The sequence below is a fragment of the Microbacterium sp. ZW T5_45 genome (assembly GCF_044987415.1).
GTDB lineage: Bacteria > Actinomycetota > Actinomycetes > Actinomycetales > Microbacteriaceae > Microbacterium.
Window position 1 is genome coordinate 1 of record NZ_JBJDRJ010000018.1, and the last position, 16,309, is coordinate 16,309.

The following is a 16,309-nucleotide window of genomic DNA, read 5'->3' on the forward strand; positions in this document are numbered from 1 at the left end:
GGCGAGGGGTCGAGACCCGACGTCGCGGGTGCGGGCGGTCCGGATGGTGGAGCTCGCCTGGCTGCTGAGGGTGCGGGCGGTCTGGCCGGTGGGGCTCGGCTGGCTCCTGCGGGTGCGGGCGGTCCGGATGGTGGGGCTCGGCTGGCTGCTGCGGGTGCGGGCCTGGACGAACCGGATGACGGGGCGGACGCCCAGGGTGCGAGTCTGCCGGTCGCGGCCCGTCGTCGCGGCCCCGGTCGTCCGCGCGACGAGGAGATCGACGGCCAGATCCTCAGCGCGACGCTCGCCGTGATCGACGCCGGCGAAGACGTCACCGTCGCTCGCGTCGTGGAGCGCAGCGGTGTGAGCAGGGCCGCGCTGTACCGTCGGTGGCCGTCGTTGACGACTCTGATCGCGGCGGCGCTCGACGTCGGACGCGAGATTCCGCCCGAGTACCCCGAAGAGGCCGATCTGCGCGAGATCCTGCTGTCGGGCCTCGGCCTCGGTCACGACGGCGTCGCGCCGTCGGCACCTGGATACTCCGAGGAGCGTTTCCGGCAGCGCATCCGTCTGGTCATGGCGGATCGTGCGCTGCAGAAGGCGTACTGGCGGTCGCACGTGTCGCGCAGGCGGGTCCCGATGCACAACGCGCTCAGCGCGGGCATCGCGCGTGGTGAGCTGCGAGCCGATCTCGACGTGGAAGCCTGCTTCGACACGATCGCGGGACTCGCCTACTACCAGCTCGTCGTGCGCGGAGACCGGGTCGACGATCCCGCCGTGGTCGCACGGCTGCGCGCGGGCATCGAGATCATCTGGCGGGGGATGGTCGCGTAACGGGCTCGCCTGAAGCCGCGGTGACCTGCGCAGAGCGCGGCATCCGCCTCTCGCGTTCGGGCTGAGTTCTCGCCTTCGGGCTGAGGTTTCGGCTCAGAATCTCCTCCCGAACGTGAGTCTCCCTCCCGTCGGGCGGGCGCGGAAATGCCTCAGAGCCTCGGAGCCTCGGAGCCTCGGAGCCCGGGAGCCTCAGAGCCCGAGGACCTCCGCGCACGCCACGCAGTGCTCGGCGAACGGTCGCGCCTCGAGGCGTGCGGGTGGGATGGGGTCGCCGCAGCGCGCGCAGATGCCGTAGATGCCGGCGTCGAGTCGGGCGAGCGCATCGTCGATCTGGCGCAGCTTCGCAGCCGCGGCATCCGACAGTCCGGCCAGACGCGACCATTCGGCCGACAGCGGCACGCCCTCGGGGTCGTGCTCGTCATCGTCGTTCGCGCCCGCGCGGGCCTGCGCGAGCTCGTCGAGAGCGGCCCGCGTCTCATCCAGGCGCGCGGCCGCCGAGACGCGCAGCGCCTCGAGCAGAGCACGGGCGTCGGTGGACATGCCGCCACCCTACGCCCGGCATCCGACATCATCCGGTGCCGCCTGCGCGTGAAAGGATTGAGGGTGGAGACCGGTCCGTGGTGGGTCGATCCCGTCAGAAGGAGCAGACATGCAGCTGGCCATGATCGGACTGGGACGGATGGGTGCGAACATCGCCCGCCGTCTGATGCGCGACGGACACGAGGTCGTCGCGTACGACGTCAACCCCGACTCCGTCGCCGCGCTCGCGGCCGAGGGCGCGACCGGCGCCGAGAGCATCCCGGACGTCGCCTCCAAGCTCAGCGGACCCCGCGTCGTGTGGCTCATGGTTCCCGCCTCGCTCACCGGTGCGGTCGTCGACGAGGTCGCCGACGCGCTCGAGGCGGGCGACATCATCATCGACGGCGGAAACTCCAACTACCGCGACGACGTGCGTCGGGCGGCAGCACTGCGCGAGCGCGGCATCGAATTCGTCGACATCGGCACCAGCGGCGGCGTGTTCGGTCTCGAGCGCGGCTACTGCCTCATGATCGGCGGATCGGATGCCGCGTTCGCTCACATCGAGCCGATCCTCAAGACCATCGCCCCGGGCGTCGGCGAGATCGAACGCACCCCGGGACGCACCGGCGACCCCTCCTCGGAGGAGCAGGGGTACCTGCATTGCGGTCCGTCCGGAGCAGGACACTTCGTGAAGATGGTCCACAACGGCATCGAGTACGGCATCATGGCCGCTCTCGCCGAGGGCTTGAACCTGCTCGAGAACGCGGATGCCGGCATCCGCGAGGCCGAGCACTCGGCTGAGGTCGCCCCGCTCGAGGAGCCGGAGTTCTACCAGTTCCCGATCGACACCGCGAAGGTGTCGGAGCTGTGGCGTCGCGGATCGGTCATCTCGTCGTGGCTGCTCGACCTCACGGCCGCTGCGCTCACGCAGAACCCGACTCTCGACGGTCTCGCCGGTCGCGTGTCCGACTCCGGCGAGGGGCGTTGGACGGTCAAGGCCGCCGTCGACGTGGGCGTGCCCGTTCCGGTGCTCGCCGCCTCGCTGTTCGAGCGCTTCGCCTCGCGCGACGAGGACCGCTTCGCGAACCAGGTGCTCTCCGCCATGCGCATGCAGTTCGGCGGACACCAGGAGCGCCCGGCCGGCGACGTGCTCGAGGCCGGCAGCCGCAAGTCCGACGCGGGCTGAGTCCCTCTCCTTCAGCGGTCACATCTCGTCTGACCGCATCCGTCGGTCGAGAAGACGAATGTCGGCTCAGAACTCGGTTCTGGGCCGACATTCGTCAATTGGGCTGACATTCCTACGAGCGGCGAGGCCGGATCGCCGTGCGGAGGAGAACTGCAGCGCGGGGGACCCCAGTGCGGGGACCCCGAGTGCGGGGGACTCGCAGTGCGGGGGACTTGCAATTAGAGGGGCCTGCAGTTCGGAGGGGCGTGCAGTTCGGAGGAGATCTGCAGTGCGGAGGACTACCAAGGCGGGATCGACCTCCGGTGCGCAGATCTCCTCCGCAACGCAGGCCCGGGCAGCCGGCCAGCCAGCCCGGCTCCACCTCAGCACTGAACGACCGGTGAGCCGCCGACACACGACGAAGGCCTGTCGCGAACTCGTGTTCTTGACAGGCCTTCTTCGTGTGTCAGTTCGCTGAGACGACAGGCACGGAGTCAGTCCGCACGCCGGGGTGCTCGCGCTCGAGAGCGGCACCCTCCATGTCGACGTTCGGCAGGATGCGGTCGAGCCAGCTGGGCAGCCACCAGGCGGATGCTCCGAGCAGGTGCATGAGCGCCGGCATCAGCAGCATCCGCACGACGAACGCGTCGAGCAGCACGCCGAACGCGAGGCCGAAGCCGATCGAGCGGATGATGGTCGACTCCGAGAAGATGAACCCGCCGAACACCGAGACCATGATCAGCGCGGCGGCGATCACGACGGAGCGGCCGGCGCGGAAGCCCTGGGCGACGGCATCCCGCGCCGATGCCCCGTGCACGTACGCCTCCCGCATGCCCGACGCGAGGAACAGCTGATAGTCCATCGCGAGACCGAACAGGATGCCGACGAGGATGACGGGCAGGAAGCTGAGGATCGGCCCCGTGCTGTGCAATCCGATGAGGTCGGCGCCCCAGCCGAACTGGAACACCGAGACGATCAGTCCGTAGGTCGCGAACAGCGACAGCACGAAGCCTCCGGTCGCGATGATCGGCACCAGCAGCGAGCGGAACACCACGATCATGATGAGCAGCGAGAGCCCGACGACCACGACCAGGTAGAGCGGCAGCACGTTCGCGAGCGCCTCGGAGATGTCGATGTTGATCGCCGCCTGACCGGCCACGCCCAGCGTGGCGCCTGCGATCTCGGGGAGACCACGAAGCTCCTTCACGAGCGCTTCGGTGGTCGCGCTGTTCGGGCCCTCCTCGGGGAGCACCTGGAAGGCGATCAGCGTGTTGTCGTCGGAGGTGGCGACGGGAGCCACGGCGACGACGTCGTCCTGGTCGGCGATGGCCTGGGCGATCTCGACCTGGGTCGCGAGCAGGTCGTCGTCGCTCACCGCCTCATCGAGCGACGCCGTGACCAGGAGCGGACCGTTCGCTCCCTCGCCGAACTGCTCATCGACCGCCTGGAACGCGCGGTAGCTCGTCGAGTCCGCGGGCTCGCTCGAGCCGTCGGGCAACCCCAGACGCATGGACATCGACGGGATCGCGATCACCAGCAGCGCCGCGATGCTCACGAGGGTGGTGACGACCGCACGCAGCGTGGACATGCGCTTCACGGGCTTGCCCGCGGCGTGCGGCTTGCCGATGGTCTTCCGTGCGCGCCCGCTGAGCAGCCTCGTGCCGACGAGACCGAGCACGGCCGGAGCCAGCGTGATCGCGACGAGCACGGCGACGGCGACGCAGACGGCGCCGACGGTTCCCATGAGGCCGAGGAACGGCACTCCGGTCACGTTCAGCGCGAGCAGGGCCACGATCACCGTGGTTCCGGCGAACACGACCGCGGTGCCGGACGTACCGGTCGCGAGACCGATCGACTCCTGCTCGGGCACGCCGTTCAGCAGCTGCTTGCGGTGCCGGTTGACGATGAAAAGCGAATAGTCGATGCCGACGGCGAGACCGAGCATCACGCCGAGGACGGGAGTGACGGACGCCATGTCGACGACGCCGGAGAACGCGAGGGATGCTGTGACACCGACTCCCACGCCGACGACGGCCGTGACGATCGGGAGCGCGGCGGCGAGGAGGGAGCCGAGCATGACGATGAGCACGACGGCGGCGAAGGCAAGACCGACGGCCTCACCGACGCCGAAGATCTCGGGGACGCCCTGGGCGATGTCGGTGCCGAAGTCGACCTCGAGGCCGTCGATGGGCGAGTCGGCGAAGTGGGCGATCGCACCCTGCTTGACCTCTTCGGAGAGCTCGAGGCGCGGATCGGTGAACGAGATGTTGACGATCGCGGTCGACTCGTCGGCGGAGACCACGCCGATGCCGTTCGCGAGATCGAGCAGCGTCGTGCCGAGATCGAGCTGTTCGGCGTTCTCCTCGAGCTCTGCCCGGCCGTCATCGATGGTCTGCTGCTGCGCATCGAGTCCGTCGAGCTGCGCCTGCAGTTCTGCGCGCTGCGCGTCGAGGGCCCCGAGCTGTGCGGCGGGCGCGCCGGCGGCCTCGGCCTGAGCCCGCCCGGCGTCGAGCTGGGCGAGGCCCGCCTCGAGCTGTGTGCGTCCGGCGTCCAGCTGGGCCTGCCCGTCGTCGAGCTGCGTGCGTCCGTCTGCCAGCTGCGTCTCACCGTCTGCCAGCTGCGCGGCCTGGTCGTTCTGTTGCTGCTGCGCGTCGAACGGGTCGACGATGGAGGCGACGCCGTCGAGGTCCTCGGCGCTGATCGCCAGCTCGGAGATCGCCTCCTTCTGCTCCTCGGTGAAGGCCGATCCGTTGCTGGTCTGGTAGACGACGGTTCCCGTGCCACCCGCGGTGTCGGGCAGTTTCTCGGCGAGCTCGTCGGTGACGGCGCCGGAGGCCGTGCCGGGGATATCGAAGCTGTTGCTCAGCGTGCTGCCGAGCGTGAAATAGGCACCGACCCCCAGACCGAGGATGAGCACCCAGGAGATGATCACCGTCCACGCCCTGCGGGCGGCGAGAGAACCCAGACGGAGAAGCAGTGCGGCCAACGTGATCTCCTTCAGACTTCTTGATCATACGGTGCGTCTCGTCTCGTGTTCTGTGGTTATCCTGAACAGGTGGTGAACGAGCATCGGAGCGGCCCCGTGCGCAGCACGGCTGCGCGGGAGGCGATACTCGAGGCGACAGCGCGGCTGTTCCACAATCAGGGTTACGACCGGCTGACGATCGAGGGCATCGCCAAAGAGGCCGGGGTCAGCAAGCAGACGATCTACCGGTGGTGGCCGTCGCGCGGAGCGCTGATCGGCGAATGCCTGGCGGATGGCCGGCTCATCCCCGTCGACTTCGTCGTGCCCGACACGGGTGATCTCTCCGCCGACGTGGAGACCTGGCTGCGCAGCGTGCTGTCGATCCTCGACGCCCCCGAGGGTGGAGCTCTGCTGCGCTCGCTCGTCGCCGCGGCGACCGAGGACGCCGGAGTCGGAGCGCACCTCGGAGAGAGCCTCGGGGTCGAGAAGTACCTGGCCGAGCGTATTCGTGGGGGCATCCGCGACGGGCAGTTGCCCGGGGACGCGCCCGTCGAGCAGCTCGGGCGTGCGATCCTCGGTGCGATCATCGTCGAGTCGCTCGGGCGCGAAAGGCACGACATCGGTTCGATCGTCGCGCTGACCAGGTACCTGTTCGCGCGCTGACGAGGTGCCTCGTTCCGGGGCTGGCCTGGCTCGCGGTGCTGCGCAGCGGCTCCGCTTACGCTCATTTCACCGCCCCTAACGCCCGGCGCCGACGGGCCGCTCGCCGGTGTTCGCCTCGCGCCCGGATCGATGTCCATCCCAGAACGCTCCGGCATCGGCGCCTCCGCGGGGGCGAGCTCGACGGGTGTGCATCTGCTCGACGACGGCATCCACCCGCTCCTTTCGTGAGGCGAGGACGAGATCGGTCCCGTGGCCGGCCTCGGCGACGGCGGCTCTGCGGCTCTCGGTCATCCGCGCGACCACGCCGACCGCGAAACCGCGGAGGAACCCGCTTCGCGCGCGGCGCCTGTCACTCTCGGAGGCCCAGGTGTACGTGTCGCGCACACCGACCCACCACGCGCGCATCGCCACGGTCGCCTGCACCTGGAGGCTGGACGTCAGCAGCATCGCCTGGCGCACATCCGACGAGCAGCCGACGAGGTAGAGGACGGACGTCGGCGGGAACTCCGCGATCAGCGGTCGCACGGCGCCCAGCGCTCCGGCCACACCGATGCCGAGCTCCCGCAGGTCGCGCGCGTAGACCCCGGTGAACAGCATCCGCTCTTTCACGATGGGTTCCTGCGCTTCTCCGCGTCTCGCACGGTGCGCATCGAGCTGCGCCTGCTCGATCCCGTACTTCAGGATCAGGCGTTCGGCGTGCTCGGTGAGCGCCTCGGCCTCTTCCGGTGTCGTGCTCTCGGCCTTCGCCAGAAGCTTGGCGATCAGGTCGATCTTGTCCTGCGGCATGGCATCTCCTCTGGTTGGTGATGCGGCGATCCTGCGCCGGGGCTCGGACAGCGGCACGGCGATTCCCGCGGCCTGTGGAGAACCTTCTTTCGGCGCACTCTGTGGACGGAGCCGTGGGGGGCACGTGGCTCGCCCCGAAACGCAGGAACGCCCCTCCGAGGAGGGGCGTTCCGAACAAGAATCTCAGCCGAACAAGAATCTCAGCCGAACAAGAATCTCAGCCGAACAAGAATCTCAGCCGAACAGCAGTGTGAGCACCGTGGCGCCGCCGCCGCCGAGGATCAGCGCGACGATGACGGTCCACGCGACGATGCGGATGCGCTTGTTGCGCCGCACATCCAGGTCGCCGTAGTCGTCATCCGACCGGTTGAGCTCGCTCATCGCATCACCTCTCGCACTGAGATCGGAAGAATGCACCCGAATCGGACGATCTCGCCGGAATCATCCGAAGAACGTGCGATCGTCCGAGCAGCGTGCACCCCGGAAGTCATCAGGCCACCGGCTCCGACACGGTCGGGCCGAAGGCCGCGGGCAGCGTGGCCTGTGAGCGCTCGCGGATCTCGGCGACCGGAACCGTGAACACGTCCTGCACCTCGAGCTGCGGCTCGCTGTCGGTCACACCGATGCGGGCGACCGGGTAGCCCCGGCCCTCGCAGAGGCCACGGAACTTCACGTCGTCCTCGCGCGGCACGGTCACGATCACACGGCCGGTCGACTCCGAGAACAGCGCGGATGCCGCATCCACTCCGTCGCGCTCGATGATCTCGTTCAGCCAGACGCGCGCGCCGACGCCGAAGCGCGAGACACCCTCGGCGAGAGCCTGCGCGAGGCCGCCCTCCGACACGTCGTGCGCCGATGAGATCAGCCACTCGTCGCGGGCAGCAGCCAGCAGACCCGCGAGGCGCTTCTCGCCGGCGAGGTCGACGACAGGCGGGCGCCCGCCGAGGTGCTGGTGCACGGTTTCGGCCCACGCCGACCCGGACAGCTCAGTCTTAGTGGTGCCCAGCAGGTAGATGTTCTGGCCCTCGTCCTGCCATCCGGAGGGGATGCGGCGCGAGACGTCGTCGATGATGCCGAGCACTCCCACGAGCGGGGTCGGGTGGATCGGCACGTCGCCGGTCTGGTTGTAGAAGGAGACGTTGCCGCCGGTCACGGGGGTGCCGAGCTCGTAGCATCCGTCTGCCAGGCCGTCGACCGTCTGACCGAACTGCCACATGACCTCGGGGTTCTCGGGAGAACCGAAGTTCAGGCAGTCGGTGATCGCGGTGGGCACGGCGCCGGTCACGGCGACGTTGCGATACGCCTCGGCAAGGGCGAGCTGCGCACCCGCGTAGGGGTCGAGCTGGCAGTAGCGGCCGTTGGCGTCGGTCGAGATCGCGAAGCCCAGACCCGACTCCTCGTCGACGCGGATCATTCCGGCGTCGTCGGGGAACGAGAGGGCGGTGTTGCCGAGCACGTAGTAGTCGTACTGGTTGGTGATCCAGCGGGTGTCGGCGAGGTTCGGCGAGGCGACCAGGTCGAGGAACTGCGAGCGCAGCTCGGCAGGGTCGTTCGAACGCGGCAGGTTCTCCGCAGCATCCGCCTGCAGAGCGTCGATCCACGTCGGGTACGCGACCGGACGGTCGTAGACCGGGCCGTCGACCGCGACGGTCGAGGGGTCGACGTCGACGATGCGCTCGCCCTGCCAGTCGATGATGAGGCGGCCGTCTCCGGTGACCTCGCCGAGCACGGACGTCTCGACGTCCCACTTCTTCACGACCTCGAGGAAGGCATCCAGCTTGGACGGGGCGACGATCGCCATCATGCGCTCCTGCGACTCCGACATGAGGATCTCCTCAGCGGTCAGGGTGGGGTCGCGCAGCAGGACGTTGTCGAGCGAGACGTGCATGCCCGAGTTGCCGTTGGCGGCGAGCTCACTCGTCGCGCAGGAGATGCCGGCGGCACCGAGGTCCTGGATCGCCTCGACGAGCTCGTCGCGGTAGAGCTCGAGACAGCACTCGATGAGCACCTTCTCGGCGAAGGGATCGCCGACCTGCACTGCGGGACGCTTGGTCGGCCCGGTGGAGTCGAACGAGTCGGAGGCGAGGATCGACGCGCCGCCGATGCCGTCGCCACCCGTGCGGGCGCCGAACAGCACGACCTTGTTGCCGACGCCGGTGGCGTTGGCGAGCTTGAGGTCCTCGTGCCGCAGCACGCCCACAGCCAGGGCGTTCACGAGGGGGTTGGCCTGGTAGACGGAGTCGAACACCGTCTCCCCGCCGATGTTCGGAAGGCCCAGGCAGTTGCCGTAGAAGCTGATGCCGCTGGTCACGCCGTGCACGACGCGGGCCGTGTCGGGGTGGTCGATCGCACCGAAGCGCAGAGCATCCATCACGGCCACGGGGCGAGCGCCCATCGAGATGATGTCGCGGACGATGCCGCCGACGCCGGTCGCCGCGCCCTGGAAGGGCTCGATGAACGAGGGGTGGTTGTGCGACTCGGCCTTGAAGGTGACGGCCCAGCCCTCGCCGACGTCGATGACGCCCGCGTTCTGGCCCATGCCGACCATGAGGCGCTCCTTCATCTCGTCGGAGACCTTCTGGCCGAAGCGGCGCAGGTAGTTCTTCGACGACTTGTAGGAGCAGTGCTCCGACCACATGACGGAGTACATGGCCAACTCGCCGGAGGTGGGGCGACGGCCCAGGATCTCCTTGATGCGCGCGTACTCGTCGTCCTTGAGTCCGAGGGCGCCGTAGGGCTGTTCCTTCTCGGGGGTCGCGATCGCGTTCTCGACGGAGTCGGGGACATGCGTGTGGGCGGTGGCTTCGGGGGCGTTGGTCACGCGCACTCCTCAGTGAAGGGGCCGGCGGGGCGATTCCATTCTACCGGCGGATGCCGAGGCCCTCGGTTCGTGCGTCGGGGCGACGGATGCCGATGATGTTCTGCAGATTCCTCCTCGGCGCGCAGTTCTTGCTAAACGTTATCTGTTACCGGTAACATCCAAATCACCCAGACGCACGCCCCGCACCGTGCGATGCGCGCACGACGACCGTGCGCTCGGATCTCGAGGAGGAGAACGACAGGGAGACTCGCTCTGGCCGCGCCGCGGCCCCGTGCGGGATCGAGCTCTCAGAACCGAAGCAGTACCGGTTCGCGACGACGGTACCCAGAGACCGCGGCGGCCGGTGAATCATCCACGCTTCGCCCGAGGCCGATCGCAGGCTTCCGTCGTCGACGGAAGCCGGTGCTGTCGTGCGCCCTCGAGCGAGCGCGACCAAGGAGTGAGACACGTGAGATCACAAGTCAGATCGGCCCGCACGCGGCATCCGATCGCCCGCGCGGCGGCGGTGATGGGCGTCGCCACGCTCATCGCCTCGTCAGTGACAGCGGTGGGCATCAGCGGTGCCGCCTACGCGGCACCCGTCGACATCATCCAGAACGGCACTGCTGCCGTCGCCGAGCCCCCGGCGGTGCCGGGCAATCTGCTGCCCGACGGTCGCTTCGTCTCGGACTTCACCGGGTGGACGAACACCCGCGGCGGCACGCTCTCGCTCAGCGACGACGCGGCCAGCGGCGCCCACTCGCTGAAGGTCTCGGGCCGGGAGAACACGCAGTCTGGGCCGTTCGCGAACGTGGCGGACAAACTCGAACTCGGCGCCTCGTACCGTCTCAGCGGAAAGCTGAAGTACGACGAGGGCAACGCGACCCAGCAGTTCAACTTCACCTTCTGCCCGACGAACTTCAACGGGTGCGCCGACTACGGCCAGAGCTACACGAAGGGCGAGTGGGGATCGTTCTCGCAGGAGTTCACCGCCGAGGCGAAGCACGTCGCCGCGGGGTGGCTCTTCGTCGAGACGCCGTGGGGTTCGAACGCCCTGCAGGACTTCCAGGTCGACGAGGTGTCGCTGGTGAAGATCGCCGACGCCCCGGAGGGCCCGGAGTTCACCAGCCTCGAGAAGGTGCAGACCAAGCCGATCGGCGACCACAACCCACTGGTCGGCCACAAGTTCGGCGCCGACCCGCACCACCTCATCTACAACGGTCGCCTCTACATCTACTCGACCGATGACACCCAGCAGTACGAGCTCAACAGCAAGGACGCGAACGGCCTGCCCACGCAGTCCAACGGCTACGGCGGCATCACCCGACTCAACGTCATGTCCACCAGCGACATGGTCAACTGGGTCGACCACGGCACCGTTCCGGTCGCCCGCGAAGGCGGAGCGGCACCCTGGTCCCGGAACTCCTGGGCGCCGGCCGCGATCGAGAAAGACGGAAAGGTCTACCTCTACTTCTGCGACAGCGGAACCGGCACGGCCGTGGTCGTCGGCGGTTCGCCGCTCGGCCCCTGGACCGACCCGCTGGGCAAGAAGATCATCCCCGACACCGTCTCGCGCGACTACATCGCCGGCGGTGGCTTCCCCGCGGGCATGTGGCTCTTCGACCCCGAGGTCTTCATCGACGACGACGGTCAGGGCTACCTGTACTTCGGCGGCAACTCCCAGATCGGCACCGCGCCGAACGTGCAGGGACCGCAGAACCCGAAGTCGACCCGCGTGGTCAAGCTGCAGGACGACATGGTCACCCTCGACGGCGACCCCGTCGAGATCGACGGACCCGGCATGTTCGAGGCGTCGAGCATCTTCAAGCGCGGCGACACCTACTACTACTCCTACTCGTCGAACTTCCAGGTCAACGAGGTGCCGGGGCAGTACCCCTCGCGTGGCGGCATCGCCTACATGATGACCGACGACCCGATGGACCTCACGGCCTCGAAGTACGCCGGTGTGGCCTTCCAGAACCCGAGCGCGTTCTTCGGAGCGGGCAACGGCGGCAACAACCACTCCGACATGTTCACCTTCAAGGGCGAGACGTACTTCACCTATCACGCGCAGACGCGCGGTGCGGCGTGGGCGGCGGCGCTCGGTACCCCGGGGGCGACCCAGGGCTACCGCTCGGTGCACATCGACAAGCTGGAGTTCAACGAGGACGGCACGGTCAAGCCGATCGTGGGCACGCGTGCCGGCGTCGAGCAGGTCGAGGCCTTCGACCCCTACCGCACGTTCGAGGCGGAGACCCTGGCCTGGCAGCTCGGTGTCAGCGTGACTGCGACGGATGCTGCGTCGGTAGAGTTCCCCGAGCACAACGGCGGCGGCAACATGGTGCTGTCGGGTGTCGATGACGGCGACTTCGCCGGACTCTCCGGAGTGGACTTCGGCACGGGCGCCAAGACGGTGTCGGCGCGCGTCAAGCCGCTTGTCGCCGGCGGCAGCATCCAGGTCCGTCTCGATGACGTCGACGGTCAGGTCGTCGCGGAGATCCCCGTCGACGGAACCGTCGGCGAGTGGACGACCGTCGAGGCCGAGGTGACCGGCGCGATCGGTGAGCACGACGTGTTCTTCGTCTTCGCGGCCCCCGAGGGCGCGAGCGCGGACACCGATCTCGTCGAGGTCGACAACTGGGCGTTCGCCCCTGCTGAGGAGGGCCCGGGAACCGAGCTGGTCGCCGAGCTGTCCCGCGACGAGGTCGAGGCCGGCGGATCCGTGACGCTCACGGCATCCGGCGTTCCCGCCACCGAGGTCGAGGTCGGCATCGAGAGCACCTACCGTGCTCTCGCGACCGTCGAGGTCGCCGAGGGCGCGTTCGAGGCGGAGCTCGTCATCCCCGCCGACGTCGAGCCGGGTGCGCACGAGATCGTGATCCGCGACGGCGAGACCGAACTGGCGAGGCTGGCTCTGACGGTCACGGCGTCCGGCGAGGGCACCGCGGGTACCGATGGTGCGGGTGCCGATGAGGGCGCCGATGGCGCAGGAACGGCATCCGGCTCGGGAACCGCCACGGGGACCGGTTCCGCCACGGGAACAGGCTCCGGCACGGGCTCCGACGGTTCCGGTGGGTCGCTGGCGAACACGGGTGCTGACGCGGTCGGCACTCTCAACGCTGCGCTCCTCGGCGCCCTGCTGCTCACGCTGGGTACCGGTGCATGGATGACGCACCGACGTCGCCGCACTCTGGGGGTCACCGACAGCGAGTGAGTCCCGACGGCGACCCGCTCGTGTCTCTGCGTGATGCAGAGCGCGGGCGGGTCGCCGCCTTCACGGTCGAAACGGATCAGTCCGACGCTGTGATCACGAGCGCCTGGATGCGTCCGCGTATCTCGCCCTCACCGAAACGCTCCGCGATCCGCTCGGCCGCCCGCTCGGTGGCCTGCTGCACGGCGCCGGAATCTCTGGCCTCGATCTCGGCGCGCACCGGTGTCCCCTGGCAGTACGCGGTTGCGGCGATCAGCGCAGACGGCGCGATGCTCTGCGCGGTGATGGTGTCGATCGTGATGCGGGTGAAGCCGGCATCCCTCAGGTCCTGCTCGATGCGCCCGACGTCGTGATAGCCGTGCGGAATGCGCTCCATGAAGGTCGGCGGGTCGGCAGGGAACATCTCGGCGAGCGCTTCGCCGACCTCCCTCGCGAAGTCGTTGCTGTCGAGCGCGTCCCACACGCTGAAGACGAATGTCCCGCCGGGCGAGAGCACGCGCAGCGCCTCGCGATAGCCGCGCACGCGGTCGGGGAAGAACATCGCGCCGAACTGGCACAGCACCAGGTCGAACGCCTCGTCGTCGAACGGCAGGTCGAGCGCATCGGCGGCGCGCCAGCGCACGCGGGGATCCGACAGGACGGATGCAGCGAACTCGAGCATCGGCGGGCTGAGATCGGTCGCAGCGTAGCTCGCGCCTGCGGGCAGCCGGGGCAGGACGAACCTCGCGACGACACCGGTGCCGGTAGCGGTCTCGAGCACTCGTCGTGGTGACAGCGAGACGACCCTGCTCGCAAGATCTGCCGCGTAGGGCTCGAAGATGAGCGGCACCATGTAGCGGTCGTAGTTCTCGGGGATGGAGCCGGAGAACAGGCTGTCGGGTTCGGGCATGATTGCACCTCTTGACCGGATCGTACGCCTGCGGTGACCGCGGTACCAGCCGTACTCGCGTCGAGGCGGAGCAACACGATGGTGGATCAGAACTGCATCCCCGGAGGGCATCGGAGCGACGTTTCTGATCCATCATCAGGAAAAGGGGAGCGGGTCGGGAACTGCCCGCAGCTCGGGTCTAGGTCAGGAGCGGTCCGAGCTCCCGCGCCGCCGCGATGACGGACAGGGCGATCGCGCCGGAATCGTCGATGTGTCTGCGCGGACCCGAGTACGACAGCGCTCCGGCGAGCATGCCGGCGGCGTCGGTGATCGGCGCGACCAGACACCCGCGCTGTCCGTCGCGGACGCGGATCACCCCCAGCTCGCGGAACTCGGCGACGAGATCGTCGGCGACATGCTCCCCGCGCACCGCTTCCCCTCGCACGACAAGGGGCAGCATGCCCAGCGCGTATCGGGTGGGCTCGTGCTGCAGGCCCTGCCTGTTCGAGAGGGGGAAGTCAGGGTCCTCATCGGCGACGACGACTCTGTCCTGGCGGTAGAGCACGAGATGGATGCCACCTCGCGCGCTCGCCCTGGTCCGCTCGAGGATGTCCCGTGCGGCGCGCGGGATGCGCTCGACGCCGATGCTGCCGGCCAGCAGCGCCACTTTCGTGCCCAGTGCGAAGCCGGCGAGATCCGGCGTCCGGACCAGGTACTCGTCCTGCACCAGCAGGTTGAGCAGACGATAGGTCGTCGCGCGCGGCATCCCGAGCCGCTCGGCGAGCTGTCGTGCGGTGACGCCGGCCCCCATCGCCGCGACCGCCTCGAGCATCGACAGCGCGCTGTGGATGGCGGTGGGCTGTCGCGCCGTGATCGATACCGCCTCGCCACCCGTCATTCGGCGGCGTCTCCGGGCACGCCTCCGCTGCGGGCGACGCCGCCGAGCACGTGCGCGGCGACCGGCTCGTCGTAACGTCCGACCTCTCCGAGCGGCGCGCGCCGTCGCCATCGGATCAGGGCCGCAGCGATGACGGCGAAGCCGAGAGTGAGCCAGACCCCCGGGTTCCCGGCCGTGGCCTCCGCGGTGAGGTAGACGGTCAGGCATCCCGTCAGCGCCGCCGCCGCAGTGACGGCGACGAGGACGGATCCGGCGGTGATCTCCCCGATGCGACGCAGGAACAGAGGAGCGGCGATGCAGACCAGTACGTAGGCGACGATGTAGCCCGCGGCCGAGATCAGCAGAACAGCCTTCATCGCCTCCCACGGCGACACCCCGGCCGCGACGATCACGATCGGGACCACGACGATCGGCGGCACCGCGACGACGATCGCGCCGATCGGCGTGCGGTGACGTCGGTGCGTGCGGCCGAGCTGCGCGGGGACGACCCCGTCGCGCGCGAGCGCGAACACGATGCGGGTCAGTGCGGTCGTCGATGCGATGGCGCAGGCGAGGCCCGAGGTGGCGACGCCGACGTCCGCGACGGCGGCCCAGGCGGAGAGACCGAATCGCGAGGCGAGTTCGTCGAGCAGCGCGACCGAGTTCGTCCCTCCGATCGCCGCGGCTCCGGCGATCTGCGTGTAGGCGGCGATGAGGTAGAAGACTCCGGTGACGCCGACGCTCCACACGACGGCACGAGGGATGTTCTTCAGGGGCGAGCGGGCTTCGACGCCGAGCGTCGCGGAGCTCTCGAAACCGACGAACGCGGTGATCGCGAGCACCGCCCCGCCGGCCACGCCGGCCACCGAGACGTCGTCGGGTGAGAAGACCGCCGCCGGGTGGATCGGCCCGATCTGCACGAGGAGCACGATCAGCAGGAGCAGGATCAACGCGACGGAGACGAGCTCGACGAGGAGCGCGACCCGGGACGAGAGACGGATGCCGCGAACGAGCACGATCGCGAGCACCGCCGCCTCGATGACCAGCGCGCCGAGAGCGATCGGGGTCGCGGGGAGATGGGGCCACAGCCGGGTCACGAGCATCGTCGCGTAATGCGCACCGCCCAGGAGGGCGAAGATCGAGATGAAGGCATACCCGACGAGGATCGCCGCGCCCGTCGCGAGTCCACCTGCCGCGCCGAGTCCCCTCGCGGCGTAGGTGTAGAGCGAACCGCTGGCGGCGAACCGCCGAGTGAACTGGTTGATCGTCCGTGCCACCAGGAACGTGATGATCATGGCGAGGGCCATCACGAGGACGGTCGCACCGCCGGCCAGATCCGCCACCATCAGCACGGCCATCGCCGAAGCCGCAGCCGGGGCGATGGCCGCGACCGACTGCGCGAGGACGTCGGCGAAGCCCACGGTGTGCCGGTCGAGTCCGTGCAGGGGGGAACGGGCCGCGAACGAGCGGACGGTCTCCGGGCGCTCGATCGCCTCTTCCAGTGCAGACATGTGACCTCCGCCGCCCGTCACGCGATGCGTTCTGCGCGATGAGACGAGGCTACGAGCGATCGGTTGCCGGAACGCGTCCGCGGTGTTTCACGCAGATGTCGTCCGAATGAGACAGCCCGCACCACGCTGTC

General features: G+C 69.0%; 12 protein-coding genes. 4 read left to right on the top strand and 8 right to left on the bottom strand.

Going from position 1 to position 16,309, the window contains the following annotated elements:
* Positions 1-813, top strand: an 813-nt coding sequence (locus ACI3KS_RS10810) for a TetR/AcrR family transcriptional regulator (RefSeq protein ID WP_404918097.1), incomplete at its 5' end; no start/stop codon positions are given.
* Positions 814-1,002: 189 nt separating this feature from the next.
* Here ACI3KS_RS10810 and ACI3KS_RS10815 read toward each other — a convergent pair.
* Positions 1,003-1,353, bottom strand: coding sequence for a TraR/DksA family transcriptional regulator (locus tag ACI3KS_RS10815; RefSeq protein ID WP_404918099.1), 351 nt, complete (start codon positions 1,351-1,353; stop codon positions 1,003-1,005).
* Between the two features lie 109 nt (positions 1,354-1,462).
* On the opposite strand from ACI3KS_RS10815, the gene gnd reads away from it, so the two are divergent.
* A complete protein-coding gene (gnd, locus tag ACI3KS_RS10820) occupies positions 1,463-2,518 on the top strand; it encodes a phosphogluconate dehydrogenase (NAD(+)-dependent, decarboxylating) (protein ID WP_404918101.1) in 1,056 nt (351 codons plus the stop codon).
* A gap of 445 nt (positions 2,519-2,963) precedes the next feature.
* Here gnd and ACI3KS_RS10825 read toward each other — a convergent pair whose 3' ends face one another.
* Positions 2,964-5,483: an MMPL family transporter gene (locus ACI3KS_RS10825; RefSeq protein WP_404918103.1), complete on the bottom strand. Its 2,520-nt coding sequence runs from the start codon at positions 5,481-5,483 to the stop codon at positions 2,964-2,966.
* Between the two features lie 69 nt (positions 5,484-5,552).
* Between ACI3KS_RS10825 and ACI3KS_RS10830 the strand changes: the two genes are divergently transcribed.
* Entirely contained in the window at positions 5,553-6,125 is a 573-nt protein-coding gene (locus ACI3KS_RS10830; protein ID WP_404918105.1) for a TetR/AcrR family transcriptional regulator, read from the top strand.
* Positions 6,126-6,200: 75 nt separating this feature from the next.
* Here the strand turns inward: ACI3KS_RS10830 and ACI3KS_RS10835 are convergent, their stop codons facing one another.
* The 3 genes from ACI3KS_RS10835 to purL form a co-directional block, all read right to left on the bottom strand.
* Complete coding sequence (locus ACI3KS_RS10835; RefSeq protein WP_404918107.1) at positions 6,201-6,911, bottom strand: DUF2786 domain-containing protein; 711 nt, start codon at positions 6,909-6,911, stop codon at positions 6,201-6,203.
* A 234-nt stretch (positions 6,912-7,145) separates the two neighbouring features.
* Positions 7,146-7,292 (bottom strand): hypothetical protein, encoded by a 147-nt coding sequence (locus ACI3KS_RS10840; protein ID WP_404918109.1) that lies wholly within the window; start codon positions 7,290-7,292, stop codon positions 7,146-7,148.
* Between the two features lie 109 nt (positions 7,293-7,401).
* A complete protein-coding gene (gene purL, locus ACI3KS_RS10845; RefSeq protein ID WP_404918111.1) occupies positions 7,402-9,732 on the bottom strand; it encodes a phosphoribosylformylglycinamidine synthase subunit PurL in 2,331 nt (776 codons plus the stop codon).
* 448 nt (positions 9,733-10,180) lie between these two features.
* Between purL and ACI3KS_RS10850 the strand changes: the two genes are divergently transcribed.
* Positions 10,181-12,925: a family 43 glycosylhydrolase gene (locus ACI3KS_RS10850; RefSeq protein ID WP_404918113.1), complete on the top strand. Its 2,745-nt coding sequence runs from the start codon at positions 10,181-10,183 to the stop codon at positions 12,923-12,925.
* A gap of 76 nt (positions 12,926-13,001) precedes the next feature.
* Here the strand turns inward: ACI3KS_RS10850 and ACI3KS_RS10855 are convergent, their stop codons facing one another.
* The 3 genes from ACI3KS_RS10855 to ACI3KS_RS10865 form a co-directional block, all read right to left on the bottom strand.
* On the bottom strand, positions 13,002-13,811 hold the full coding sequence (locus ACI3KS_RS10855) for a class I SAM-dependent methyltransferase (protein ID WP_404918115.1): 810 nt from the start codon (positions 13,809-13,811) through the stop codon (positions 13,002-13,004).
* A gap of 178 nt (positions 13,812-13,989) precedes the next feature.
* Positions 13,990-14,688, bottom strand: coding sequence for a helix-turn-helix domain-containing protein (locus ACI3KS_RS10860; RefSeq protein WP_404918117.1), 699 nt, complete (start codon positions 14,686-14,688; stop codon positions 13,990-13,992).
* Positions 14,685-16,178, bottom strand: a complete 1,494-nt coding sequence (locus tag ACI3KS_RS10865; RefSeq protein ID WP_404918119.1) for an APC family permease — start codon at positions 16,176-16,178, stop codon at positions 14,685-14,687. Before ACI3KS_RS10865 ends, ACI3KS_RS10860 begins: the two co-directional genes overlap by 4 nt.
* Positions 16,179-16,309: the final 131 nt, after the last annotated feature.

Excerpts from the sequence above, each read along its gene's own strand:
- ACI3KS_RS10815 (WP_404918099.1), bottom strand. The coding sequence starts at position 1,353 with ATGTCCACCGACGCCCGTGCTCTGCTCGAGGCGCTGCGCGTCTCGGCG.
- gnd (WP_404918101.1), top strand. The coding sequence starts at position 1,463 with ATGCAGCTGGCCATGATCGGACTGGGACGGATGGGTGCGAACATCGCC.
- ACI3KS_RS10835 (WP_404918107.1), bottom strand. The coding sequence starts at position 6,911 with ATGCCGCAGGACAAGATCGACCTGATCGCCAAGCTTCTGGCGAAGGCC.
- ACI3KS_RS10840 (WP_404918109.1), bottom strand. The coding sequence starts at position 7,292 with ATGAGCGAGCTCAACCGGTCGGATGACGACTACGGCGACCTGGATGTG.
- ACI3KS_RS10855 (WP_404918115.1), bottom strand. The coding sequence starts at position 13,811 with ATGCCCGAACCCGACAGCCTGTTCTCCGGCTCCATCCCCGAGAACTAC.
- ACI3KS_RS10860 (WP_404918117.1), bottom strand. The coding sequence starts at position 14,688 with ATGACGGGTGGCGAGGCGGTATCGATCACGGCGCGACAGCCCACCGCC.
- ACI3KS_RS10865 (WP_404918119.1), bottom strand. The coding sequence starts at position 16,178 with ATGTCTGCACTGGAAGAGGCGATCGAGCGCCCGGAGACCGTCCGCTCG.